A 23,753-nucleotide genomic window follows, 5' to 3' on the forward strand; every position below is an offset into this window, starting at 1 on the left:
AATTTATTCTATCACTCTTGGCACATAAATGCTCCCATTTTACACAAACTTTACAACCATATGCCATGATATAGGAAGATAGTTCCCAAACAAAGGGGTACGGATATGAAAAGAATCGGAATCATTGACGTCGGGTCAAACTCAGCCCGCCTCGTCATCATGGAAATTGATGAGTCCAAAGGTTCACGTCTGGCCTATAACCAGAAAGACCCGCTGCGGCTGGCACTCAAGACTGACAAAAATGGATATTTGACGGAAGAGGCCTTCTCTGCTACTGTCACCTGTCTGAGAGGTTTCGCCTCCATGTGCCACTTCTTCCACACGGACGAAATCATCGCCGTCGCTACAGCCGCTATCAGAAACGCAAAAAACGGTGCCAAGCTTGTTAAATCTGTAAGAGAAAAAACCGGAATCGATCTGGAAATCATCTCCGGCAAAACCGAAGCTTACTTGAGTTATCTCGGCGTCATCAATACCATCAACGTAAAAGATGCCGTCATCTTCGACCTGGGCGGCGGTTCTACCGAAGTCATCCTGGTCCGCGACAGAAAGCTTGTCGATTCCATCAGTCTGCCCATCGGCTGTGTCAACTTAACAAAAGCCAGCCGTCAAAACGGCTCAAATAGTACCGAAGACATGAAAATCATGAACAAGCTGATTACAGATCAGCTGTCCAAGACACCCTGGCTCGACAACTGCGGTCTGCCTCTTGTCGGCGTCGGCGGTACAGCTCGTTCCATCGGCAAAGTCGAAGAAAAGCGGCAGAAATATTTCACGGCCAAACTGCATAATTTCCAGTTTGACCTGAATGATTTCAAAGACTGGTACAAAAGTATGGCTTCTACGGCTCCGCCTCTGCGCCGCCGCATTCCCGGCCTGTCTTCGGATCGTGCCGACGTCATTCTGGCAGGTTCTTCCATTATCAAGGGCATTGCCGATAAAGCCAAATCGAAAAGATTTATCATCTCGGGCTGCGGTCTGCGTGAAGGACTGTTCTGCCAGTATCTGCACCAGCACACGTCCCGCCCGCTCATCATTCCGGATATCCTGAAGGAAAGCCAGAATGATATGATTCATATGTACTGCCCGGATGAGCAGCACGGCCGCCTTGTGGCAAAATTTGCCATGGAACTTTTCCGCGGCTGGCAGAGACTGCATCAACTGGATCCGAAACGCTGGGGGCCGCTGCTGGAAACCGCTGCCCTGCTCCATGATTCGGGCATTACCATTAACTTCTACAACCACACCCGCCACAGCGGCTACATCATTGAAAACAGCCGTCTTTTCGGGCTGAGCCATATGGACGTGGTCTTTGCCTCCATCATCGCGGCCTGGCATCACGGTATCAACCGCACCTATCTGCGCAATAAACCATACCGCAAGCTCCTTACGGAAAATGACATCCAGGAACTGAGCAAAGCCGCACTGCTCCTGGCCATGGCCGAATGCCTGGATTATACACAGAGCGGTGTCGTTGAAAACATCGAGGCTCGTGTGAACAGCGGCATGGCTACGCTGACCCTCATCGCCCGGGTAGATCCGGCCATGGAGCTGAGTCGCCTGAACGCCATGATGAAATGGATCCGCAAGACCCTGGGCTGTCCGCTGACCCTGCTCGTCAAAGCCGGCGTGCCCAAAGCCGCTCCGGTTTCGCCGGTGAGGAATCATGTGAAAGTAGAAGAAGTTGTAAATCAGCAGCGTCAATAAAAAAGCACTTCTGATTTGCAGTTGTGCGTGGGGGGTAAGGCTACCATCCACCGCAAGCGGTCCTCCTTCCTCCGACTTCACTTCGTGAAGTGGAAGAAGGTCCTCTTTGTATTGCCCAAATGAAAAACCATCTGCAGAAAATTTTTCCTGCAGCTGATTTTTATATTTTAGTGAAAAAAGCGCATTTGGCATATAGCATTAGGCCGGTCTGCGGCATAAAGTGGTTGGTGGTTAGTGAACAGGGGTTAGTACACCCGTGCAGACAGCCACTTTCGCGGATTCTTGATATAGATTGCATCTGGCAGTTAGCTAGCCTTCGGCAGAGTGGTGTTTGGCTCTGCGGCCAGGTAGAAAAAATAAACTGAAAGAAGATATTTTGAGGTTTAATCTGGATATTAGTCTTAATCCTTATAAGTTCAAAAAAATACTCTGCAAGTTTTCTTCCATGGTCGGACTACGGAAGGCTACTCGCAGGCGACGTTATGAAAACAAAAGAGGCTGTGAAATGATGATTTTTCATGATTTCACAGCCTCTTTGTTTATGACTGCCTAATTACAAAATCCCTAAGGACGGTGCAATCGAGACGATGATGACACCGACAATGAGCATAGCAATATCAGCTTTCAGAATAAATCCGAGATAGTGATTGTAAGGCACTTTGTAGAGTTCCAAGGTACCCATGTTGGTTGCGCTCGGATAAATTGCGGAAGTGAAGTTCAGGCCGATGGTGAATGCGGAGATCAACATAATCTGCCCGCCGATGGAACCAATCGGTGCAGACTGGAACAGAGCATAAGCCACTGCGCCCAGAATCGGCATGGTGATACCGGCTACACCGCTCGTCGACTGCATAAAGAACCCGATACCAAGGTAAGAAGCAGCGGCGGCAATGGCAAAGGCCCAGGACGGCACACCGGACAGGGCATTCTGAATCCAGTACACAAACGTTACGGACATGCCCGCAGTCTTGCTGCCCATGATGACTGAAATCGCGTTGGCAATCGTCAGCACCAGGATGACGCCAAGCATTTCACGAGCCCCTTCTACAAATTCGTGAACAAACTCTTCCTCAGGCATCTTGTTGATCACGCCAAGCAGCAGAGCGCCCGTAAAGAAGACAAACGCATATTCATCAAAATACCAATCACCGAAGTGCGTATAATGACCGGCACCGAAGAAATTCCCCAGGAACGGCACTTGCGCAAGTGTAGTGAACGGAAGGTTGATAATGTCCTTCATAGTAGACCCATCCGCGAATTTAATAGAATCCCAAGGAATATAACCGCATACAAGGGCCAGGACCATCAAAACGAGAAGTCCGATGGACATCGCCTGCTGACGCGTAATTTCTTCATGTTTTTCTGCTTTTTCTTCATCCACAAACGTATTGACATCCAGACCGTACACAACGGAACGGGAAGGATCATCTTTAACCATAGCCGCATAACGCAGTACGTAGATGATGGCCACCACCGTCAAAGCGACAAACACTACCATACGCAGCATAATGCCGCTGCCCATCGAAAGCCCTTCCGTACCGATGGCACCGACGGCAGCACCGACAGAGAACGGGTTCACAACACTGGCCATATTCCCTGCCGTGGCACCGACTGTCAGGACGCCGATACCGGTGATCACATCATATCCGGCCCGTATAAACAGGGGCACAACCATCATGGAGAAAGCCGGAATTTCTTCCCACAAGCCATACACAGAGCCAAAGACGGAAGACACAAAGACAAGCACCATAAGGAGCGTCTTACCGGTGAAGTGTCTCAGCAGCCAGCCGATACCGGCGCTCATAGCTCCCGTTGAATTCATGATGTGCAGGAACGAACCTGCCATCAGGATGGCGAAGCCGACAGGAGCGGCCTTTACAAAACCCTTAGCCGGGGCAGCGAGGATATCCCACAGACCCATCGGCTGCAGGCCCTGTCCGGCCACCACTTTACCCTTTACCATAATGGCATTGTAGATAATTTCTTTTGTACCGTTCTTCGTAACGACGACGGACTGCGGTACAAACCATGTGAGTATAGCCACAAGAATCAGGACCAGAAAAACAATGGAATACGAACTGAGCATCTTGGATTTTTTCTTCTTTTGTTCAGGCATCATAGAACCTTCTTTCCGAAACTGGAGTACCTTCAAGCGTTGAAATTATAGAATGTATGAATATAAATTTTTATAGCTGTCTTAAATTCGTCCACAACCATGTGTTCATTCGGCATATGTTCGCTCTTTTCGACGCCGGGGAGAATGCAGCCGAAAGCTACGCAGTTATCCATAGCCCGTGCGTACGTCGCACCGCCGCTGCTGATTGGCTGATTCTGCGTATCGCCGGTGGCTTCCCGGTAGGAAGCCACAAGTTTAGTAATAATAGGAGAATCAAGCGGCATATAAACAGGTTTCAGCCAGTCAAACTCTTCATAGATGAAACCGTATTCGGCAGCTTTTTTCTTCAAGGCTTCCACCGCTTTTTCCTTCGGGTAGGTAACCGGAATACGCATATCGATATAAAGCGTTTCCTCTTCCGGCGTCAGTTCGATCTTTCCAATGTTGAATTTCAGTTCACCGGAAGCTTCATCCTTGACTTCTCCAAAAATCGGTTCCGCAAATTTATGTCCTTCCAGACAATCTTTTACGAAAGCGCCTGCCTTGGTCGGATGTCCCATCGCATCAAGAGCCAGCAGATAATGGTGAATCGCGTTGACACCCAGTTCCGCGTCTTTGGCATGGATGCTCTTGCCTAAAATACCGATGCTGCCATCTGCCTCTATGCGGTATTCATAATGAAGATGCTCTAAGGCCGTCTTCAAGGCTTCCGAATACGGAGCCTTCACATAGGACGGTACCACGTTGTAGGCATCGCCGCCTTTAAAGACAAGGCCGCTTTCATTTTTGGCATGGAGGATAAGATCCAGCACCCCTTTTTCTGCATAAATAAGAGGAAAAACTGAATCAGGCGTAAATCCAAAATTCGGCTTTTCCTCTTTTTCCATATACTTTTTGATTCCGCGCCACAGATTCTCTTCATCCGTACCGAAGATGAAGCGCAGCCGGTAATTCGGTTTGAACCCAGCATCCAGCAGGGCTTTCATGGCATAGACAGCAGACAGCGTCGGGCCCTTGTCGTCCTGCACGCCGCGTCCGTAAGCTTTGCCATCTCTATAGTCTACCTTAAAAGGATCAGAATGCCAGTCAGACGACAGTCCCGGCGGCACTACGTCTAAATGACCCAATACGCCGATTAAAGTGTCCCCTTCCCCGATTTCAGCATAGCCATAATACCCTTCGGGATCAGCATATGTACGGTATCCCATGTCCTTCATCATGGCAAGCGTCGCCTTCAGGACCTCCTGCAAAGCGGGCACATCAGGATAAGTGTCCTCTTCCAAATAGCTCGGAATGGAAACCAGCTTCTCCATCGCTTTTAAAAACTCCGGGAAATTCTGTTCCATTTGGGCGTAATACTGCTTCTCTTGCTCTGGTGTCATTGTCGTTCCTCCTTTTAAAAATATTAATAATTTTGCATAATTATCAGATAATTTCTTTTTCGCCCTTTCCTGCATTTTCTATTTTAAAAATAAAGCGTCCATAATACGACAAAAATACAATGAATCGTAACAAAAGAAACGCTATCCGAACATTATTTCAAGAATAGTTCTTCATTTTCTTTGTACTCTAAATACTATGTCCGCAAGTGCTTTTTAATGTTTCCATCAGTCTGGTGTCTGAAATCCGAAACCCCATGACGGGCTGAAGCCCGAGGCAAGTGCAGAAGTGGTTGGTGGTTAGCGGATGGTGGTTAGTACATTCGTGCGAGCAGTTACTTTGGCGGATTCTTGATATAGATTGCATCTGGCAGTTCATTGGCCTTCGGCAGAATGGGAAGCTCACGCAGTTCCTCCTCGTCGCTGCATTAAGAAAAGTATGCCCAATGTCACGCATGCTTTTTATTTTGTTTCTGATGGACTCTGCTGCAAAACAGCCGTAGATGCAAAAGAAAGCGAAGACGCTTTTGTTTTACAAGTTGTCCAAAACACCAAATTTACTTATTCAGCAAAATGCTTCTCTCAAGCACCGCTATTATTTCCATTTTCACAGAAGATTTGCTGCAAGACAGCCGCAGGGACGCGAAGGACCGGGCTGAGGCCACGACGTCGTACAAAAGACGTACGTCGAGTGGTCGCAGCCCGGTCCGACAAAGTCCATGCGGTTGGATTCTGCAAATCGCTCTGTGAAATTCCTTAGAAAAAGCTCTCAGATAAGATGCGTGCGAGGCCAGCCGAGCACCAGATTATCTGAGGTGCCTTTACCTTTAATGTTCCAGTAGTACCCACACATCCGGCGTCTCAAACCCAAACCTCCAGGCGGCAGTACCGGCCAAACTATACCGGCTCACGAGACGGGTCTTATAGTAAAGGCTCAGCGCATCTTCCTGCCAGAAGACATATTTCGACCCATCTTCTTCGTAAGAGCAGCGGAACATCTTTTCTTCGGGCAGCCATTCACGCCGCCAGCTCAGCAGCTTGCCTTTTTCCTGATTCAGGAGATCGGCATGCAGCATGTCGAGCGTACTTGCCCGATACTTATCGCTCCCCGCTTCAGCCTTCCACAGACGCATATAGAGAGGAATCCCAAGCACTACCTTTTCCGGTGGGATACCTTTAGCAAGGGTCGCCTTCAGCCGGTCCTCGTCCCAGTTAAAGGAAGCTGTCGGGCCTGGTACAGTACTGAGGCGCGAATACTGGTCATACGTCATGAGGACGAGATAATCGAGTTCCTTCGTCAGTGCCTTACGGTCGTAGCAGCGCGACCAGTTCGGATTATCGCTCGGTACGGTCACATCCATAGAAAGCACAAGTCCCTTGTCCTTTGTCCGGCGGCGCAGATACTGCACAAAAGAGGTCAGTGCATCGCGGTCATTTTCATAGATGTTTTCAAAATCCACATTGATCCCGTCAAAACCATGCTTTTCCGCCTGAGCGACAAGCTGCTCAATCACATAGCCCTGAGAATGAGGATCCTGCAGGACTTTATGCGTCAAGTCCGGATCGAAGCTGTTCGTAATAAGCGGCCACACCTGGTACCCCTTCTGGTGAGCCCGCTCCACATAGCCTTCTACAGAATTATCCTGTACGAGGCCGTACTCGCCGATCACCTTGTACCAGACCGGAGATACCACATTGACTCCGGGTACCTTATCCAGCGTTGACAGGTCCACGTTGGGATCATTCTTATGCTGCCAGACGAGACTGATTTTCTGAGGATTTTCCGGTACCTTTTTCTCCGGCACTTCCTTCTTGCCGGCACAACTGGCGCTGCAGGCTATCATAAAAGTAAGAAGCAGTACCCCTGCAAAAGAAAATCGTTTCATTGCTCCTCCCTCTTTTTTACATGAATATAAGCGCCAGTGCCGTCGTGATGATGCCGCAGACACATAAAGAAATCGAACTCATGGCCCCTTGAATCTCACCGATTTCCAGCGCCTTGGTCGTACCCACGGCATGACTGCACGCCCCGATAGCAGCGCCCTCCGCCACAGGATCCGTCACATGAAAGAACCGGGCAAAAAATGGAGCCAGCACAGCGCCTTCGATACCCGTCATTACTACGGACGCTGCCGTAATGCCCGGAATACCTCCGCCGCTTTCCGAAATACCCATGGCAATAGCAGCCGTCACACTTTTCGGCAGCATGGAAGCGGAAAAAACAGCATTCGTCTGAAAGAAATGGCATAAAAACCACGCTGCGGCTATACTAACGAGGCTCCCCATACCACAGCCGATGAGGATGGGCAGGAAATTTTCCCGCAGCACTTCCTTTTGCTGATAAATATTAAGAGCCAGCACGGCCGTCACCGGGCCAAGAAGCAAAGAAATAAGACGGCCGCCCGCCTGGAAATGGCGCAGCGGAATCCCTGTCACGGCCAGGATAATCACAATCATGATGGAGGAAGTGAACACGGGATTGGCAATGAGCCATCCGGTCTTTTTCTGCAGTTTCACAGCAAGAACCCAGCAAGCAAAAATCAGCGTCAATCCGAAAAAAGGAGATTGGGTTAATCCGTCAAGCATGGGTGCCACCTCTGCGCTTCTGCAGGCGCATACACACCTGTACGGTCCACGCCGTCACTGCGTACACGAGCGGCGTCGTCACAAGTGTGATGACAAGAAACGGGACGAGATAGTTTCTGAGCGTTTCCACATACTCCATCGCACCCACTACGGCGGGCACGAAGAAGATTCCCATGTTGCGGATGAAGAATCCGCCCACATTCGAAATTTGCGCGGGCCGGATAATTTTTCGATATAGCAGTGCCGTCAAAATCAACAGACTAATGACACTATACGGCACTTTGACATCCTCCCACGAATAAATTCGTGGGATTCCTGAGTGACTAACGCCCTCTGCTACCTTGCGATAGTCTTACGAGGACTCCTGCAGCTGGACGATGCCCCGCCCAGTATTGTTTACTTCAGGCCGATTCAAGTATTCGCAGGCCTTCCTGATGGATATTACGGGCAGCATTCCTGTCCCTGTCATGATGCGAACCACAGGCAGGGCAAACCCATTCGCGAATACGGAGATCTTTCATCTCAGGATTCTTATAGCTGCATTCCGAGCAGAGTTGGCTAGACGGGAAGTATGGATCTACTTTAACGATTCTTGTACCAACCTGCCTGCCTACATAAGCGAGGATATTCTCGAACTCAGAAAGCCCGTAGTCCATAACCTTTTTCCCGTGGCCTTTCTGCATGAACTTCATATTCAAGTCCTCAAGACAGATGACTGCGTAGCGGGAGCATAATTCTCTTGCCAACTGCCAGTGAAAAGCATTACGCTGATTCGCAATCCTACGATGCAGACGAGCCAATTCCTGGCGAGCCCTGCACCGATTGTTTGACTGCATACGTTTCCTCGACAGCTTGCGATTGGCACGGGCAATTTCGTTCCTGGCTTTGCGGAAAAATCCTGGTTCCCGGATATCTTCCTCCGGATTTTCAGCTATGAGCATTTTGCCATTGAAACCGAAATCGAAGCCGACGCTTTTACCTGTTCGTGCTCCTACTTCGATATCCGGCAATTCGCAGGTGAAATAGAGATAGATATCACCAAGACTGTCTCGTTTGACAGTCAAAGTCTTAATTTTGCCTTCGATGTTGCGGCTTTTCGCATAGCGGTATTTCTGTTTTGCGATATAGACAATACCATGCTCCTGATCCAGTTTCCAGCCAGCCTGTTTGAGCGTATAGGATTTATACTTTCGTACCTTGCGGAATCCTGGTGGTGCCGTCTTCCGCTCCCGCTTCAGGTTTTCCCAGAAAAGCTTATAGCCCCTGTCAATGCGTTGAGTAACATCTTGCAAGGCTTGCGAGCCAATCTCTTTCAGATAAGCAAAACGCGGTATTTTCTTAAGCTTCGTGAGATGCTTCTGGAGCGCATAGAGGTTCAATGACTTATGGTACAGTTTCCAATATCTCTTATGCAGGGCAATGCAATGATTATAGGCCATTCCGGCAGCATTAATCTGTCGATGCAGCTTTTTGTTCCGCTTAGCACGGAACAGCTTGAACCCGAATGTCCTGACCATTGCTTTTCACCCCCTGGTTTTTTGAGTATCCACATAGCGTTTAATCGTTTCGCTGCTAACATTGCCGGCCGTCGAAACAAAATAGCTCCTGGTCCATAATGACGACATACCACTCAGTTGAGGAAATTCATTTCGAAGTCGATGGGAGGAAGCTCCTTTCACCTTCCTCATAATTTCGGCAGGGGATTGCTTCGGCCAGCACCTTAAAAACAAATACACATGGTCGATATGGCATTCCATGGCAAGGATTTCAATTTTAAGTTCCTCGCATATCTGCCGTGTCAGCTCCTTGAATCTCTCCTCGACATGAGGAATCAAGAATATCTTGCGGCGGTATTTGGGACAGAATACAAAATGATAGTTGATGAAAGATACTGTTGTTTTTGTCCTGAAATATTTATTTTCCATGATGTTAGCATAACATATTGATAGATAATTATCAATTAACCATCTACGAGCATGCAAAATATCATTTTGTTTTTAGTGGACGAGTTTCATCCCATGGTTAAAACCAAGGGCTTTCACTCGCTGGGGATTTGTAAACCTGTAAAAGGCAGCATCTCCGCAATGGCTACGCCGGCCAGACAGACGCCGCTGATCAGTGCCAGTTCCGTCACAATATTCATATGTTCCCCCTCATCAAATAGTATTAGACAATTATGAGTATAACGTATATGGCTGTAGAAAAAAGTAGCGAGACGTAAAGTTATAAGTTATGAGTTATGAGCTGTGAGTATCGTAGTGCAGGCAGGTTGGCAGGTACGGTGCAAGGCAGATTGCAGACAGCAGCAGATAGTGGGAATCTATGCGAAGTGGTTAGTGGGCAGTGGTTAGTACGCTAATGCAGAATTTTTCCTTAGCGGAGAGCGGCCCTTTGGGCATCTAGCTTCACCTTCAGCAAAGCGATACAGCCTGATAAGCAGAATCAAAAAATAGCCGCAGCCACATTAGCGTTGTGGTTACGGCTGTTTTATTCACTCAAGGCAAAATTGCTGTGGCAATTTTGTTTCCTTAGGCGGAATGCGGACAGCGGTCAGCGGGCGGCGGCTTCATTAAGCCACTGCGACCACGGTGTTGCGTAATTGTCTTTATAGTTTTCCTGGACGTACTTGTAAAAGAGGGCCATCATGCGCTTCTTTTCCTTAAAGAGCGGTACTTTCCACCCTTTTACACCGGTGCCGCCAAACGCCGCATACACGCCGCCGAGGCGATACTGCCTGACGAGGATATCCTTGTAGGGGACATCGGGATTTTTCATCATATCGTAGAAGACCATAAAGGTCGTTGTGCGTCCCTGACCGGCCGCGCAGTGAAAATGCAGCCAGGCATCCTGCGGCAATGAGCGATAGAACCGGATAAACCGGTCAATTTCACTGGCCTGCGGCCACATGTGATCCGTGCAGGTAAGCCGTACATAATGCATGCCGGCGCGGGTAACAAGCTCCTCTTCATCCAGCACCTCTTTAGCCTCTATCCTGGCCAGGTTCATGGGTTTTTTCCCGGCGCCCAGGCGGTACAGTTTCACGTGTTTTCCCTCCATATTGCCAAGACGCTTCTTTTCCTTCAGGAGAGCCTGCAAGTGGGAATCCCTGCGACTTGCCCAATTATTTTTACCGTAAAAGCTGACCGGTTTGCCGTTCACAAAACCGTGAGATTCCTGCCTCAGGTCCACGTCATAGATCGGTCCGCTCGTATGTTTCTGCAGCTCCTTTACAAGTGCCGGAAGCTGGGTTTCCGAAAACTGTGCCGATCCCGAAATAGGAAGCGTATCGAGACCCTTCCGAGATGGGATAAAATTGGGGTCCACTTCGGTGCTGTAGCGCTTTTCGGCCGGCTTAAAGGAATCAGCCGCCGTGCGGAAATTGCGCGGCAGCACGCCGTCACCCGGCATATCAAAGCGCCAGAACGCCCTGCTCCGCTTCAAGTGCCTTGCGCTTCGCGGCGGTGCAGTCTGTTCTTCTGCCGCCGCGGCAGGCTGGCACGCACCCAGCCACCCCACAAATAAAGCCGCAGCCGCCAGGGTACTTACGATTTTAAGATGGTGCTTGAACATGATGATGTTCTCCTTTCCCTCTTTAACGCCAGCCTTACTCAATGAGCTGCTGCAATTTATCCACGTAGAGTTTCCGTACTGCTTCAAGCAGCAAGCGCCAATATTTCAGACCGATATCCGGATGTGTCTTACGATATTCTTTTACATTGCTTGCTTTTTTCAGTGCATCTTGGTTGACTTGTTTATCCTGCGGATCTTTGCTCACATCATACGTCTCAATGAAGAAAGCCAACGTATCCGGATCTACACACCATTCTTTTGCAAATGCATCGACTATGCCTTTTACTTTTGCCTGTACCCTGTCATTCATGATATCGGCAAAGTTTTTGTTCACGAATAGAGCCGGATTATCCTGGTATTCTTTCCAGATTTCCTCCAAGATTTCTGCACGAGCCGGATTGGTCTTACGGAACCGGGCAATTTCTTCATTGATTTCTTCAATGATTTTTTGAGTTCGTGCATTTTCTTCAATGACGATAGCAGACTCATCTGCACGTGTTGCTTCCATGAGTTTCAAGATATATGCTTCATCAATCTGATCTTTATGGTAGCAGAGAAGTTCGTAATTGATGGCAGTGTTGATATCAGGATCATCAGGGTCTTCATCATCACCCTTTAATTCTTCCTTTACGTTGACAAATTTCCCACCATAAGCCTCAATCAAATCTTCATTCACATGATAATCACTGACCAAGTCTTTACTTCCAAACTCCGAATAAACCTGCAAATCCGAATAGGCATTATCGAATTCCCTATATACCTTCAGGAACTTAATCTTTTGTTTCTTTGTCAGAGAGTCGATTACATCCGGCGTTGGTGCGACTTTCCGCAGTGCCTGAATTGCCTCACGGAACTTTCTTTCCGCTTCTTCCCAAGAAGGAGCCTGGACAAAGCTGCCGCCTCCGGCAGAATAAAGAGTCATTGCGTGATCCACGGCTCGTTTAAAGTGCGCAGGCACTTGGAAAATAACGATTTGTCCAAATCTTTTCTGATTATCATACAAACGGTTCGTACGAGAGAACGCCTGAAGGATACTGTAAGAACGCATCGGCTTGCGGTCAATAAAGAGCGTTGATAAACAAGGTGCATCAAATCCGGTGAGTAGTCGATCTACCACAATGACGATATCCAGTTGATTTTCCCGCACTTGATATTTTTCCTTTTTTCGAGCCAAGCGGTCATTGACATTGGCGTTGTAGGCATCAAGCTGTTCCATCGTATATTGGGTACCGAACATCTCATTGTAGTCCTGCATTGACGCTTTCATCTGGTCCTGATTAAAAGAACTGTCGTCATTATTTTCGCTGACAGAGTATGTAATGGCGACCTTCGGAAAATCGGATAACTTTCTTTTAATCTCATCACGAATGGTCACAGAAGATTCTTTTCCCTCTTTGACCCGCTTAAACAGCTGATAATAGCGTTGTGCCTGTTTAATGGAACTCGTAGTAAGAATAGCCGTAAAAGTATTCCCTTTTCCCCGATCTAAGCCCAGTTTCCCACTGGACTTATTGATGATAAAATCAACCACTTGCAGCATGTGATTTTCATCTTCATAGGCAGCATCGATGATCTTATCCTTCATCAGCTCTGATTCCAAATCATACCCATCTTCGTCCTGTTCCCATGAAGTTATATTATTCTTTTCTGCCAGTTCTTCCCTATCAAAGGTATTGCGGTATTCCACCTGAAAACCAAGGACTGAACCATCGTGCAGGGCTTCTTTGATGGTATACCGATTCAGACAATCACCATACTGTTCTTCCGTAGTTTTGGGGAGATCCCCAGGACTATCTTTTGCATCTTCACTGAAAATCGGCGTTCCCGTGAATCCAAACCACAATGGGTTCGCAAAATATTTATTAAGCAAATCCTGAGCAACCGGCGACACAGCACGATGACATTCATCTACGATAAACACCAACCGGAGATTATGGAGTTTTCCGTATTTCTTTGAACCTTCCGGATGCCGCTTCATGACAATCTGTAACTTTTGGATGGTCGTGACAATCACATCCCCATCCTTTGACTGCAGCTTTTTTACCAGGTCACTGGTATTATCCGTTTCATTCACATCGATTGTGTCGTACTGTGCATATGCCTGAAATGCCCCTGTTGTTTGGTTGTCCAGATCCCGGCGGTCAACCACAAAGATTACTTTGTCAACACTAGGAATTTGGGTGAGATAATGAGCCGCTTTATAAGCTGTGAGTGTCTTTCCTGATCCGGTTGTATGCCATATGTAGCCGGAATGTCTTCCGCCATCGGAATATGGATTGACTGCATCCTTTATGGCTTCAATGGCATGAATCTGATAGGGGCGAAGCATGATAATCGCTTTGCGTTCACTATCAAGTACTGTATATTGAGAAACCATCTTGTGGGCAGCCGGAATCGAAAGTACTTCTTTCGCAAATGACAAATAATCATTAATCGGCTGATTGTTATCATCCAGCCAGACAGAAAGGAATTTTTCGTTAAGCCCTCTTTCAGGCGCGGCTGCAATGTACCGTGTATCCGCCCCATTAGAAACCACAAACATCTGAAGTGTGGAAAAGATATCAGTGAAAACACCTTCCTTCAGATATTTTTTGATTTGATTAAAAGCTTCCTTGTAGGGGTGACTGCGGTTTTTGAGTTCCATATGGATCATGGGAAGGCCGTTGATGAGCAGCGTCACATCGCCGCGGCGATTGCGGTTCATCTTATCTTTTCGTTCAAATTCAATCTGATGTACCACTTCATATACCGAAGATCCGCCGGCAATATCAACTCTTTTGAAAACCACAGGGTGTATGGTTCCCAAACTAGCATCTTCTCGCTGTATATCTACTCGTGCAATACCATTTTCTCCCAACAGCCATTTTGCTGCATCATAAAACGTGGTAAATCGCAGTTGGTTCTGTATCTGGAGAAATTCATTATCCGTCAAGGGGTGCTCATCAAACAATTCTTTGTTATTGCGGATAAGAATATGGCGGAAATTATCCCAAAGATCCTGAACGGTATGGATATCCTCTCTAAATGTCCATTGGGACTCTTTTTCTGTGAGTTGCTCAATCAGATGATTTTCAATACTTAGCTCAGATTCATATGTTGCCATTCAGAGTGCGCCTCCCGCTTAACAAAACATATTCTGGAGCATGAATTTTTTTATAGATTGTAGTTGTTCAATCTTACGCTGATGAATAGTGATGAGCCTGTCAATTTTTAAAAGAAATGTAGAAATTTTAGCATTTTCTTCCCTACTTGTTGGCATTATTAACTCGATATTTCGAATGTCCTCGACAGTAATATTAGCATGTGATGATGCTTTTATTAACGACTTAAAATAATACTGTCCATATTCTGATTCCAATTCTTGAAGAATGAATTCACCATCATTTTCATTTTTTAATTTACATATCCCTACAGCTCCTCCTATAAAGGACTTTTCTTTAAGTTTATAGAATCCTACATTTCCTATCCGTCCAGAAATAGATATAAGAATACTTGGTTTGTCCAATGTAATTTTAGGAAATTTTTCTGCTATTTTGATAGGAATATAAAAATCAGTATTAAGATTAATCTTATTTCCCGTAAAATCTTTATTTTGAATAAAAGGATACGTATCTGTTTCTTTTTTTCTAACCAACATAGGTTTTATCGTTTTAGAATAGTCAAACCCCGTTTGTTTTGTAATAAGTTCACATAGGTTATCTAACTTACAGTGTTTCCATGCGTCAGTAAATCCTTTAAATCGAAGTTTGGGAACATTCTCTCCTTTTGCCGGAAACATATTTTGAAGGAAGTATTCTTTAATCCTTTTTTGTAATTCCAACTTACGCTGATGAAGAATGATAATGTGATTAAGTAAGCCAAAAAAATGTACAATTCTCTTTTGTTCATCAATAGAAGTCATAGGAAACACCAACTTTTGTACCACTGATGAACTTAACCCGTTCATTATGCTTCCAACAGATAATCTATTGATTTGATTCTTAATCAGCTCTGAATCCTGCAGTAAAAGTTTGATAAATTCAGGAATAATTCCATCTTTAAACTGTAGCCTTAATAAATGTGAATTCATAATACCTTTTTCAGCATTAGAAGGAAAAATCGCACAAGCTCCAATTGTGCCCATCATGCTTATTACAAGGTCTCCTGGTCTCAATTCACAACTTTTTAACTCTTCATATTTTGCCGGTGTAATATAGTAATCTCCAATTGTAAAATCTTCTTCAAATATATTTTCCTGAGCATAAACCTTTACACCTGTATTTACGTAATATTCCTTTTTTAGAGCACTACCAAAGGGACCTATTTTCATAGATCCTTTTGTTGTTTTTAATAAATCGGTTACCTTACGCCGTTCCCAATCATCAGTGAATCCCTTAAAACGAATTGCTGGAATCGCTTTCAACTTATTCATTACGAACACCTCATTCCATCAATTTAAGGAATTTCTGAAGAGCCTTGGCCTTTTTTTCATCTTTAGTGGTCAAATTCTGCATCATTTCGAAAAGCGATTTTTCATTTTCTGCAAGTTCAGCGTCTGTCTTTTTTAGTCCTGCATTAACTTCATTCAAATCAATTTCCGGTTCCGGCTCAAAGGTATCTACATAACGGGGAATGTTAAGATTAAATTCATTCTTTTGAATTTCTTCATACGTAGCCACATGGCAGAACCTATCTACGTCTTTCCGTTCCTGATAAGCCATAAAAATCCGTTCAATATTGGCATCAGTCATGATATTCTGCGGTTTGCCCTTTTCAAATTCTTTGCTGCCGTCAATAAAGAGAACATCACGGCCTGGGCGGTCTTTTTTGAGGATCATGATAATCGTAGGAATCCCCGTTGAATAGAAGATACCCGCAGGAAGCCCGATAACGGCATAAATAGCGCCCTTTTCCAAAAGTTTTTCGCGAATCTTACCTTCTGCAGCCCCACGGAACAGCACGCCATGGGGCAGTACAATGCCCATTGTACCCGTGGCTTTTAAATGGTAAAAACCGTGCAGCAGAAAGGCATAATCCGCCTTAGATTTAGGAGCCAGTACGCCATAATCCGAAAAACGTGGATCCTGCAAAAAGCCTTTATCGGCACTCCATTTTTGAGAGTAAGGAGGATTCATCATTACGGCATCAAAGTCCGTAATTTCATCAACAGGCCAATCCTTATCCAAAGTATCACCATTCCGCAGGTGCTGATTGGTAGCCGGAATGTTATGGATAATCATGTTCATGCGAGCCAGGTTGTACGTAGAAGTCTTGATTTCCTGCCCATAGTAGTCGATGGAGTCTTTATCTTCGATATAATTTTTTACGTTCAGCAGCAGAGAACCGGATCCCATTGCCGGATCATAAGCCGTAAATCCTTTTTTATCTATGTAGTTCTGGGTCGTGATGCGCGTCAATAGTTTAGATACTGACTGCGGCGTATAGAATTCTCCTGCCTTCTGACCCATATCAGAAGCAAAATTACCAATCAAATATTCGTAGGCATCACCAAGTGTATCCGTGTTGTGGCTGTCCAGATTGAGAGGTGCCAGTGCCAGCATCACGTCAGATATCATTTCATTGCGCTTTTGCGGAGTAGATCCAAGTTTAGTAGAGTACAAATCTACATCATCGAAAAGATGTCCCAAAAGCTCCGGATTGGATTGTTCTGCATCCCGAAATGCCTGGTTCAGGCGTTCGAGCTGAAATTTCTTCTGCTGAATTTCATTGACCAGAGCGGTAAAGGTAAATTCCGGCTTGATTTCATAATCCATATTCATGGAAAACAGCAAATCGTCATGGTAATCGCTGTCTGCATAATATTTTTTATAGGCAGCTTGCCGCTGGGCTTCCGATGCGACATCACTTTTTTCAAGTTCTCCTGCATCCACGAGTGCACTTGCAGCGTTCTCCAACACTTTATCAGACAAATGTTTATAGAAAATCAGGCCAAGGGCATAATTCATATAATCGGCAGCACCCATCGTCTGACGCATAACATTAGCAGAATCCAGCAATACTTGTTTCAATCCTTTTTCTTCATTACTCATTATCCAGTTCCTCCTCTATTTATTGTTCCTGCATATTTCTTAAAATGGCCATGATTCCTTTTAATTTGGAATCAGCGTGCAAAACTTCCAAATAGTGTTGATACAGAGCTGTAGCATACAGGGTTCCTATTTTTTCCTGCTTATCCCTATATGGCAGCTCTATTTCTACCTGCTTTAATTGCTGAGCAGAAAGCCGGGCAATTACAGATCCCTGCAGCAAGATACTGTACTGCCTTTTTAGCTGTCTCGACTGGTTAAGGAGATAACATAAGTACCAAGGATTTACTTTGGTTGTATCTACCTTAATAATAGAAAAGACCTGACTGATGAACTTGTTTTTATTTTCATCAGACAATATGGTCGCTACCATATGTGGTGCAGTTGATGACTGCTGATATATGATACTGCTTGTCGGACTCGCTAGCTTCATTCGGTAGAAATCTGATTCAAAATCAGCATTTGTGTATTTCTTGCTTTTTTCACTTTCAGGTAATCGCGCCACATTACGTCCGGACACAATGTCTGCGATGCTTCCAAGCTTTATCATGCTGCGTCTCCTTTCTTGTACATTTTCCAATGTACTTTATTTATGCTTTAATCATAGTATCCTTTGTGTACTCTGTCAAGTGTAAATTATAAAATGTACATTTTTAATTTTGGTGCAGGCCTAAGCTCTTATCAAAAAACAGGGTTCAGAACCATAATTTTGTGGTTTCTGAACCCTGTTTTTTAAAATTAGATTGACTTTTAGATTGACTTTTTCATTCCGTCATAAAATGAAAAACACCCATGCAGATAAAGACCCGCATGGATGCTGACTTTTTTACTGGTGGAGCATAGGGGGATCGAACCCCTGACCTCAAGATTGCGAACCTTGCGCTCTCCCAGCTGAGCTAATGCCCCAATAGTTAGTATTATAGCCCATCCTGAAAAGTGACGCAAGAGAAAACAAGGTGAAGGAAGCCCATTTTGAAGCCCATTTGGAAGACCATTTAAAAAAATCGCTTTTAGTATCTGGCATTTATATGCAGCTCGAATGCAATAAACTCCTTTGTATATTAGGTGCAAAATTGGCGCAGCAATTTTGCTTCCACGGGCGGGCGGCGGACAGCAGGCTATGGGCGGCGATAATTAGAATATCAAAAAACGACTGCCACTGCGCAAGTTTACGCGGCGAGCAGTCGTTTTTGTATGCTGTTACACTGAATTATTCCTTGCTGCTGATAAACTTATAAACCAAGGCGCTCAAGGCTCCGCCGACGAGCGGGGCGGCAATGAATACCCAGACTTCTGCCATAGCTTTGCCGCCGACGATGAGAGCCGGTCCGAAGCTGCGGGCCGGATTGACAGACGTACCCGTGTAGGCAATGCCGAGAATATGAACCAGCGTCAGGGAAAGCCCGATGACAAGCCCTGCCACACTGCTGTTTTCCACTTTATCCGTGGCACCGAGCACGGCCATGGTGAAGATAAAGGTCAGTATGACTTCAATCAGGAAGGACAGGCCGACGTCTCCGTGATACAGTGCATTCGTTCCGAGACCGCCGGCAGGAGAAACAAATAAGGACAAGACACCGGCACCCACAATGGCACCCAGGAACTGGGCAACGACATACCCAATGAAATCTTTAGCGGTCATGCGCCCGGAAAGCAGACAGGAAAGAGATACGGCCGGATTCACGTGGCAGCCGGAGACATTCCCGATGGAATAGGCCATCGCGACAATGACCAGGCCAAAAGCGAGTGCCGTCAGGATGTAGCCGGATCCCGCCTTGGGATCACACCCCACTGTGGCCGCTGTGCCGCAGCCCATAAAGACCAACACAAAAGTACCGATGAATTCTGCAATATACTTCTTCATATACATTACCTCCCTTACTCCGGCCTGATGAAAAGCTCCCAAGTCGTATATAATTATTCTACTTTATTTTACTTCAATTTACCTATATTTTTTCTTATTATTGGTAACGATTTTGTGAAATCCATGTTTAGAAGAAAAAGTGGCTAGTGAGTGGTGGTTAGTACAATTGTGCGGGCAGTTACTTTGGCGGATTCTTGAGAAAAAATGCGACAGGTAATTAGATTCGTCTTAGGCAGAGTGGCCCATCACCCAGCGCTTTCCGGAAGTCCCCTCTTCAAGGCCGCGCAACGTCGTCAAAGAGGGTCGCGATGGGGCTAATGCCCCAATTAGAGATTCGATTTAGATTTTACAGGCGCTTTATCGGACCAATTCCTGTTCTCTGGCTGAATACCCACCGCAAGCGGTCCCTCCCTCTTATTTTCCGAAGGAAAACAAGAGGGCTGGTGCAATAATTTTTGCTTCCACAAGCGTACTGCGACCAGTGGTTTTTCACAAAAAGAGGAGTGAAGCGACTCGTCATCGCTTCACTCCTCTTTTTTCTTTTAACCCGTTTTTACACCCTGCAGCGCGGCCAGCGACAAGCGACCCGCGGCCAGCGCTATTTTTAATTTGCCTTTCTTTCGGCGTCATGGAGCTTCTGTTTATCTACCAGATCCTGCAGTGTCGTATGGTCAACGATGTGATCAACGGCATCCTGGATTTCTTTGTAGAGGTCCAGAGTGATGCAGTCCCGTGCCCGCGCACAAACGGCGTGTCCCGGTTCCAGGCAGGCAACCGGTGCCAGTGAACCTTCTACGGCACGAAGGATTTCCCCGGCCGTATATTCCTTCGGCGCTTTCACGAGCTGATAACCACCCTGAGCGCCGCGGGCACTCTTTACCAGTTTGGCCCGGGACAGCTGGGTAATAATCTGTTCCAAATATTTCTCAGAGATCTCCTGGCGCTCTGAAATACTGCGGATTGGTACGAATGTATCCTGCCCATTAAGAGCAAGGTCAAGCATCAGGCGCAGAGCGTACCGGCCCTTGGTAGAAATCTTCATCTCATTCTTCCTCCAACACAACAAGAAATAAGTAGAAATACATTTCCCTAATACATTCGTATTTTACTATATATTTACTAAAAAATCCATAGTAGAGTGCAGGGATTTGTGGGCATAGGGGTTAGTGATTAGTGGGAAGTGGCTAGTACAATCGTGCGAGCAGTATGTTGAGTACACTTAAAGCAGATGGCAGGCAGCAGTTAGCAGTTAGCAGTTGGCAGCAGATAGCGGAAAGGATATAAAAAGCGCTTTTAGCATATAGCATATGGTTTTGGCCCCGCCTGCATTCAAGATGCTTTTTTCTAAGTTAAAAGCGACCAGCTTCATTTTCCTAAATACTGGTCTATGACCTGATATTTTTCAAGAATCATGTCCCTGGCCTGCTCCATGAAAGCGGTCAGATAGAGCGGTACGTAAAGGCCTTTGAGGCAGTAGAGGTCGGTCCGGACACATTCCCCTACTTCCCTTGTGCGGAGCGGAATCAGAAGATCCCGCTCCGGGTGGAGCCGGTTATAGGCGAGCAGTGTCTCAATCATCATTTTGGCACAGAATGTCACTCCCAGTCCGCGGCTGCACAGACCGAACTGGGTCTCGTAATCGCTGATGGAGAAAATCTGATGACAATCAATCCCTTCCCTTTTCAGGCTCCGGTCCACAAGCCGCGACACCGTACTGACGCTCTCATTTCCGATGAGTGAAAGCTGACAAAAATCCTGCAAAGAAACCTTATCTCCGGGTACATAAGGGTGCCAGGAGGATTTTCCCTGCCAGTTTTCCTGTAAGTAACGATTGGACGCTACGAGATAAATTTCTTCACGCCCGACAGGAAGCCGCGTAAAGAGGGCATCATTCTCACCATCGATGCCCAGAAACACATCAAGTTCCCGATTGCGCATCATCCGGGCAAGATTCATCATATCGCCCAGCTTGACGTTCACCGTCACGTTCGGAAACTTCTGATGATAGGACGCAAACAAATCCGGCAGTAAAATCCGGCTGCGGGCGGCATTCGTACCAAACTGCAAATGCCCTTCCCGCCCTCCGGCTATTTCCCGCAGATGCGCCCTGCAGCCTGTCTCGAGTTGTTCCATTTCCCGCAGCGTGCGGTAAAAAGCCTCCCCTGCTTCCGTAAGGGAAAGGTGCGGACGGCGCACAAAAAGCGGCACGCCCAGTTTTTTTTCGAGATTCCGGATATGCTCACTGAGACTTTGCTGCGTCACATGCGCCCTTTTGGCAGCTTTCGTAAAATTCATTTCTTCCACGGCAAGCAGAAACATCTGATAGGAAGTTTGCATAAAAATCAGCTCCCTGAACAAAATCATTAGTTTTCCCCATTATATCACAAGCTACAGCCTGTGGCTTTCTTGATAAATAACTGTTTTACGTTGTGATATATTCCTGTTAGACTAGACTTAAGAGAAAAAGCAAAACTGCGTTAAGGAGGAACATGATGAAACATATCGATCAGAACGCGGAAGCCTATTATGTGGGGCTGATGAATTCCGTCGGCTACCGCAGTAAGGATTTGAAGAAGCCCATTATCGGCATCGTAAATTCCTGGAATGATGTCAATCCGGGACACAAACCACTGCGCGAGCTCGCCCAATACGTCAAGGAAGGCGTCTGGGCTGCAGGCGGTGCGCCTGCCGAATTTACCGTGCCCGCTCCCTGCGACGGCATGGCTCAGCTGCGCGGCATGCAGTATGTGCTGCCTTCCCGCGACCTTATTGCCGGATCTATTGAAACCATGGTCCGCGCCCACAACTTCGACGGGCTTGTCTTCCTCTGCGCCTGTGATAAAATCGTCCCGGCCATGCTGATGGCAGCCGGTTCCCTTGATCTTCCCAGCATCTTCCTGACCCCGGGCTCGATGCTGCCCTACGAAGAAAATGGAGTCACTTACGTCACGCCGGACCTCAAGGAATCTATCGGAAAATGGAAAGCCGGTAAAATCAGTGACGAGACATTCGATCGTTATCGCCGCAATATGTGCGCATCCTGCGGCACCTGCTCCATGTACGGCACGGCTAACACTATGGCCGTATTTGCGGAAGCCGTTGGTCTTGCTCCGTTCGGTTCCGCGACGATGCCTTTCTGCATCTCCGCTAAAGTCAAGCAGGCCCGCGACGTCGGTGAACGCATTGTAGAGCTCACCAAGGAAGGCGTCACTGCCCGGCGCTTCCTGACGAAGGAATCGCTGGAAAATGGCATTATGCACGTATCTGCTACGGGCGGTTCCAGCAACTTTGCCATGCATATCCAGGCCATTGCCAGAACGGCCGGCATCCCGATGGATCTGAAGACTTTTGACGAAATTCAGGAAAGAGTACCCCTTATTGCCAAGTTCAAACCGGCTTCCAAGTACAATATCATTGACTATGGAAAGGCCGGCGGAGCACTGGCAAGCCTCAAGACGATTGAAAAGTTCCTGCACCGCGATGTACCTGTCGTCATGGGCGGCACGCTGGGTGAAGCGCTTGACCGCTTCCAGGAACCCATCGACCGGGAAATCATCCACGCTCTGGACCATCCAATCGCTGAGGGCGGCTGCTTCAGTGTCCTTTACGGCAATCTGGCCCCTAACGGTGCCGTCGTGAAAAAGAGCGGTGTCGACCCGGAAATGTTCGTGCACCGTGGTCCGGCCGTCGTTTTCAATTCGGAAGAAGAAGTCATGGACTGCCTGATGCACTCGGATATCAAGCCAGGTTCCGTCCTTATTATCCGCTACGAAGGGCCAAAAGGCGGCCCCGGCATGCGTGAAATGTCCATTCCTGCCGCTATGCTGGTCGGCATGGGACTCCAGAAGTCCGTTGCCATGGTCACAGACGGACGTTTCTCCGGTGCTTCCCGCGGGCCCTGCGTCGGTCACGTTGCGCCGGAAGCCTGGGACAACGGTCCTATTGCCTGCATCAAAAACGGGGACATGATTCATATCGACCTCAACAAACATCTCCTCGAAGTCGAAATCTCGGATGAAGAAATGGCAAAACGCATGAAAGATATCGTAAAGCCTGACCATCCGGCTTACGGCGTAATGCGTCAATACCGCAAAGTCGTGGAAGGTTCCGATAAGGGAGCCGTCTGGCTGTATCCGGAGGAGTAAGCACCAGACGCTTGCCGCTGGCCGCCGGCCGCTCTGTAGGAAGGTGCTATGAAAAGATAAAAAGCGCTTTTGGCATATAGCCAGTAAAGTGGATAGTGACTAGTGGAGACAGTGGTTAGCGCTGTAGTGCTGGCAGCTGCTTTGGCGGATTCTTGAAATAGAATGCAGGGGCAGCTGGTAAAAAATAAAGGCGCTTTTGGCTTTTGGTATTTAGCCTCGCCTGCAGCAGTGTGTTGAAGGTTTTGATTCAAATCAATATGATGTAAAACCTGAAATTTAGCAGATAACCTAAATTTCAGGTTTTATTTTTTATAAGTTCAAAGAAAAATACCTTGGTCATTTTTCTTCCATGGGCGGACA

General features: G+C 46.8%; 18 protein-coding genes and 1 tRNA gene. 3 read left to right on the forward strand and 16 right to left on the reverse strand.

The annotated features are described in order from the left end of the window. Positions 1-105 precede the first annotated feature (105 nt). On the forward strand, positions 106-1,707 hold the full coding sequence (locus LKE33_01070; protein ID MCH3949518.1) for a Ppx/GppA family phosphatase: 1,602 nt from the start codon (positions 106-108) through the stop codon (positions 1,705-1,707). 553 nt (positions 1,708-2,260) lie between these two features. Here the strand turns inward: LKE33_01070 and LKE33_01075 are convergent. The 13 genes from LKE33_01075 to LKE33_01135 all read right to left on the reverse strand — a co-directional run bounded on the left by LKE33_01075 (position 2,261) and on the right by LKE33_01135 (position 18,290). Next, positions 2,261-3,826 carry a YfcC family protein gene (locus LKE33_01075; GenBank protein ID MCH3949519.1) on the reverse strand — a complete coding sequence of 522 codons (1,566 nt, stop codon included), beginning with the start codon at positions 3,824-3,826 and terminating at the stop codon, positions 2,261-2,263. Between the two features lie 29 nt (positions 3,827-3,855). Beyond that, positions 3,856-5,205 (reverse strand): Sapep family Mn(2+)-dependent dipeptidase, encoded by a 1,350-nt coding sequence (locus LKE33_01080; GenBank protein ID MCH3949520.1) that lies wholly within the window; start codon positions 5,203-5,205, stop codon positions 3,856-3,858. 824 nt (positions 5,206-6,029) lie between these two features. Beyond that, positions 6,030-7,088, reverse strand: coding sequence for a glycosyl hydrolase family 18 protein (locus LKE33_01085; protein MCH3949521.1), 1,059 nt, complete (start codon positions 7,086-7,088; stop codon positions 6,030-6,032). A 16-nt stretch (positions 7,089-7,104) separates the two neighbouring features. Further along, the gene (locus LKE33_01090) at positions 7,105-7,788 is read right to left on the reverse strand and encodes an LrgB family protein (GenBank protein MCH3949522.1); all 684 of its coding nucleotides are present in this window, start codon (positions 7,786-7,788) and stop codon (positions 7,105-7,107) included. Further along, positions 7,781-8,068: a CidA/LrgA family protein gene (locus tag LKE33_01095; protein ID MCH3949523.1), complete on the reverse strand. Its 288-nt coding sequence runs from the start codon at positions 8,066-8,068 to the stop codon at positions 7,781-7,783. Before LKE33_01095 ends, LKE33_01090 begins: the two co-directional genes overlap by 8 nt. A gap of 121 nt (positions 8,069-8,189) precedes the next feature. Beyond that, positions 8,190-9,305 carry a transposase gene (locus tag LKE33_01100; protein ID MCH3949524.1) on the reverse strand — a complete coding sequence of 372 codons (1,116 nt, stop codon included), beginning with the start codon at positions 9,303-9,305 and terminating at the stop codon, positions 8,190-8,192. A 6-nt stretch (positions 9,306-9,311) separates the two neighbouring features. Next, positions 9,312-9,713: an IS200/IS605 family transposase gene (tnpA, locus tag LKE33_01105; protein MCH3949525.1), complete on the reverse strand. Its 402-nt coding sequence runs from the start codon at positions 9,711-9,713 to the stop codon at positions 9,312-9,314. Between the two features lie 625 nt (positions 9,714-10,338). Next, the gene (locus LKE33_01110; GenBank protein MCH3949526.1) at positions 10,339-11,358 is read right to left on the reverse strand and encodes a protein tyrosine phosphatase; all 1,020 of its coding nucleotides are present in this window, start codon (positions 11,356-11,358) and stop codon (positions 10,339-10,341) included. Between the two features lie 34 nt (positions 11,359-11,392). Beyond that, complete coding sequence (locus tag LKE33_01115) at positions 11,393-14,461, reverse strand: type I restriction endonuclease subunit R (protein ID MCH3949527.1); 3,069 nt, start codon at positions 14,459-14,461, stop codon at positions 11,393-11,395. Between the two features lie 18 nt (positions 14,462-14,479). Further along, on the reverse strand, positions 14,480-15,769 hold the full coding sequence (locus tag LKE33_01120) for a restriction endonuclease subunit S (protein MCH3949528.1): 1,290 nt from the start codon (positions 15,767-15,769) through the stop codon (positions 14,480-14,482). A 10-nt stretch (positions 15,770-15,779) separates the two neighbouring features. Continuing rightward, positions 15,780-17,387 (reverse strand): type I restriction-modification system subunit M, encoded by a 1,608-nt coding sequence (locus LKE33_01125; protein ID MCH3949529.1) that lies wholly within the window; start codon positions 17,385-17,387, stop codon positions 15,780-15,782. 19 nt (positions 17,388-17,406) lie between these two features. Further along, positions 17,407-17,934, reverse strand: coding sequence for a restriction endonuclease subunit S (locus LKE33_01130; GenBank protein ID MCH3949530.1), 528 nt, complete (start codon positions 17,932-17,934; stop codon positions 17,407-17,409). A 280-nt stretch (positions 17,935-18,214) separates the two neighbouring features. Next, positions 18,215-18,290 (reverse strand) — tRNA-Ala (locus LKE33_01135). A 50-nt stretch (positions 18,291-18,340) separates the two neighbouring features. Between LKE33_01135 and LKE33_01140 the strand changes: the two genes are divergently transcribed. Then, positions 18,341-18,622 carry a hypothetical protein gene (locus LKE33_01140; GenBank protein ID MCH3949531.1) on the forward strand — a complete coding sequence of 94 codons (282 nt, stop codon included), beginning with the start codon at positions 18,341-18,343 and terminating at the stop codon, positions 18,620-18,622. On the opposite strand, the gene LKE33_01145 is transcribed toward LKE33_01140, so the two are convergent. The 3 genes from LKE33_01145 to LKE33_01155 form a co-directional block, all read right to left on the reverse strand. Beyond that, a complete protein-coding gene (locus tag LKE33_01145; GenBank protein MCH3949532.1) occupies positions 18,595-19,248 on the reverse strand; it encodes an aquaporin in 654 nt (217 codons plus the stop codon). The genes LKE33_01140 and LKE33_01145 overlap by 28 nt on opposite strands. A 604-nt stretch (positions 19,249-19,852) precedes the next feature. Continuing rightward, complete coding sequence (locus tag LKE33_01150) at positions 19,853-20,290, reverse strand: RrF2 family transcriptional regulator (protein ID MCH3949533.1); 438 nt, start codon at positions 20,288-20,290, stop codon at positions 19,853-19,855. Positions 20,291-20,613: 323 nt separating this feature from the next. Then, positions 20,614-21,585 carry a LysR family transcriptional regulator gene (locus LKE33_01155; GenBank protein MCH3949534.1) on the reverse strand — a complete coding sequence of 324 codons (972 nt, stop codon included), beginning with the start codon at positions 21,583-21,585 and terminating at the stop codon, positions 20,614-20,616. A gap of 152 nt (positions 21,586-21,737) precedes the next feature. Here LKE33_01155 and LKE33_01160 point away from each other — a divergent pair, with 152 nt between their 5' ends. Continuing rightward, complete coding sequence (locus LKE33_01160; GenBank protein ID MCH3949535.1) at positions 21,738-23,393, forward strand: dihydroxy-acid dehydratase; 1,656 nt, start codon at positions 21,738-21,740, stop codon at positions 23,391-23,393. The last annotated feature ends 360 nt before the right edge of the window (positions 23,394-23,753 follow it).

The organism is Acidaminococcus sp., from assembly GCA_022482815.1.
Taxonomy (GTDB): domain Bacteria; phylum Bacillota; class Negativicutes; order Acidaminococcales; family Acidaminococcaceae; genus Acidaminococcus.

Bases quoted from the DNA above. Each gene is read 5' to 3' on its own strand.
- LKE33_01085 (MCH3949521.1), bottom strand. From the start codon at position 7,088: ATGAAACGATTTTCTTTTGCAGGGGTACTGCTTCTTACTTTTATGATA.
- LKE33_01130 (MCH3949530.1), bottom strand. From the start codon at position 17,934: ATGATAAAGCTTGGAAGCATCGCAGACATTGTGTCCGGACGTAATGTG.
- LKE33_01150 (MCH3949533.1), bottom strand. From the start codon at position 20,290: ATGAAGATTTCTACCAAGGGCCGGTACGCTCTGCGCCTGATGCTTGAC.
- tnpA (MCH3949525.1), bottom strand. From the start codon at position 9,713: ATGGAAAATAAATATTTCAGGACAAAAACAACAGTATCTTTCATCAAC.
- LKE33_01080 (MCH3949520.1), bottom strand. From the start codon at position 5,205: ATGACACCAGAGCAAGAGAAGCAGTATTACGCCCAAATGGAACAGAAT.
- LKE33_01070 (MCH3949518.1), top strand. From the start codon at position 106: ATGAAAAGAATCGGAATCATTGACGTCGGGTCAAACTCAGCCCGCCTC.
- LKE33_01075 (MCH3949519.1), bottom strand. From the start codon at position 3,826: ATGATGCCTGAACAAAAGAAGAAAAAATCCAAGATGCTCAGTTCGTAT.
- LKE33_01160 (MCH3949535.1), top strand. From the start codon at position 21,738: ATGATGAAACATATCGATCAGAACGCGGAAGCCTATTATGTGGGGCTG.
- LKE33_01125 (MCH3949529.1), bottom strand. From the start codon at position 17,387: ATGAGTAATGAAGAAAAAGGATTGAAACAAGTATTGCTGGATTCTGCT.
- LKE33_01110 (MCH3949526.1), bottom strand. From the start codon at position 11,358: ATGTTCAAGCACCATCTTAAAATCGTAAGTACCCTGGCGGCTGCGGCT.
- LKE33_01120 (MCH3949528.1), bottom strand. From the start codon at position 15,769: ATGAATAAGTTGAAAGCGATTCCAGCAATTCGTTTTAAGGGATTCACT.
- LKE33_01090 (MCH3949522.1), bottom strand. From the start codon at position 7,788: ATGCTTGACGGATTAACCCAATCTCCTTTTTTCGGATTGACGCTGATT.
- LKE33_01145 (MCH3949532.1), bottom strand. From the start codon at position 19,248: ATGAAGAAGTATATTGCAGAATTCATCGGTACTTTTGTGTTGGTCTTT.
- LKE33_01155 (MCH3949534.1), bottom strand. From the start codon at position 21,585: ATGCAAACTTCCTATCAGATGTTTCTGCTTGCCGTGGAAGAAATGAAT.
- LKE33_01100 (MCH3949524.1), bottom strand. From the start codon at position 9,305: ATGGTCAGGACATTCGGGTTCAAGCTGTTCCGTGCTAAGCGGAACAAA.
- LKE33_01115 (MCH3949527.1), bottom strand. From the start codon at position 14,461: ATGGCAACATATGAATCTGAGCTAAGTATTGAAAATCATCTGATTGAG.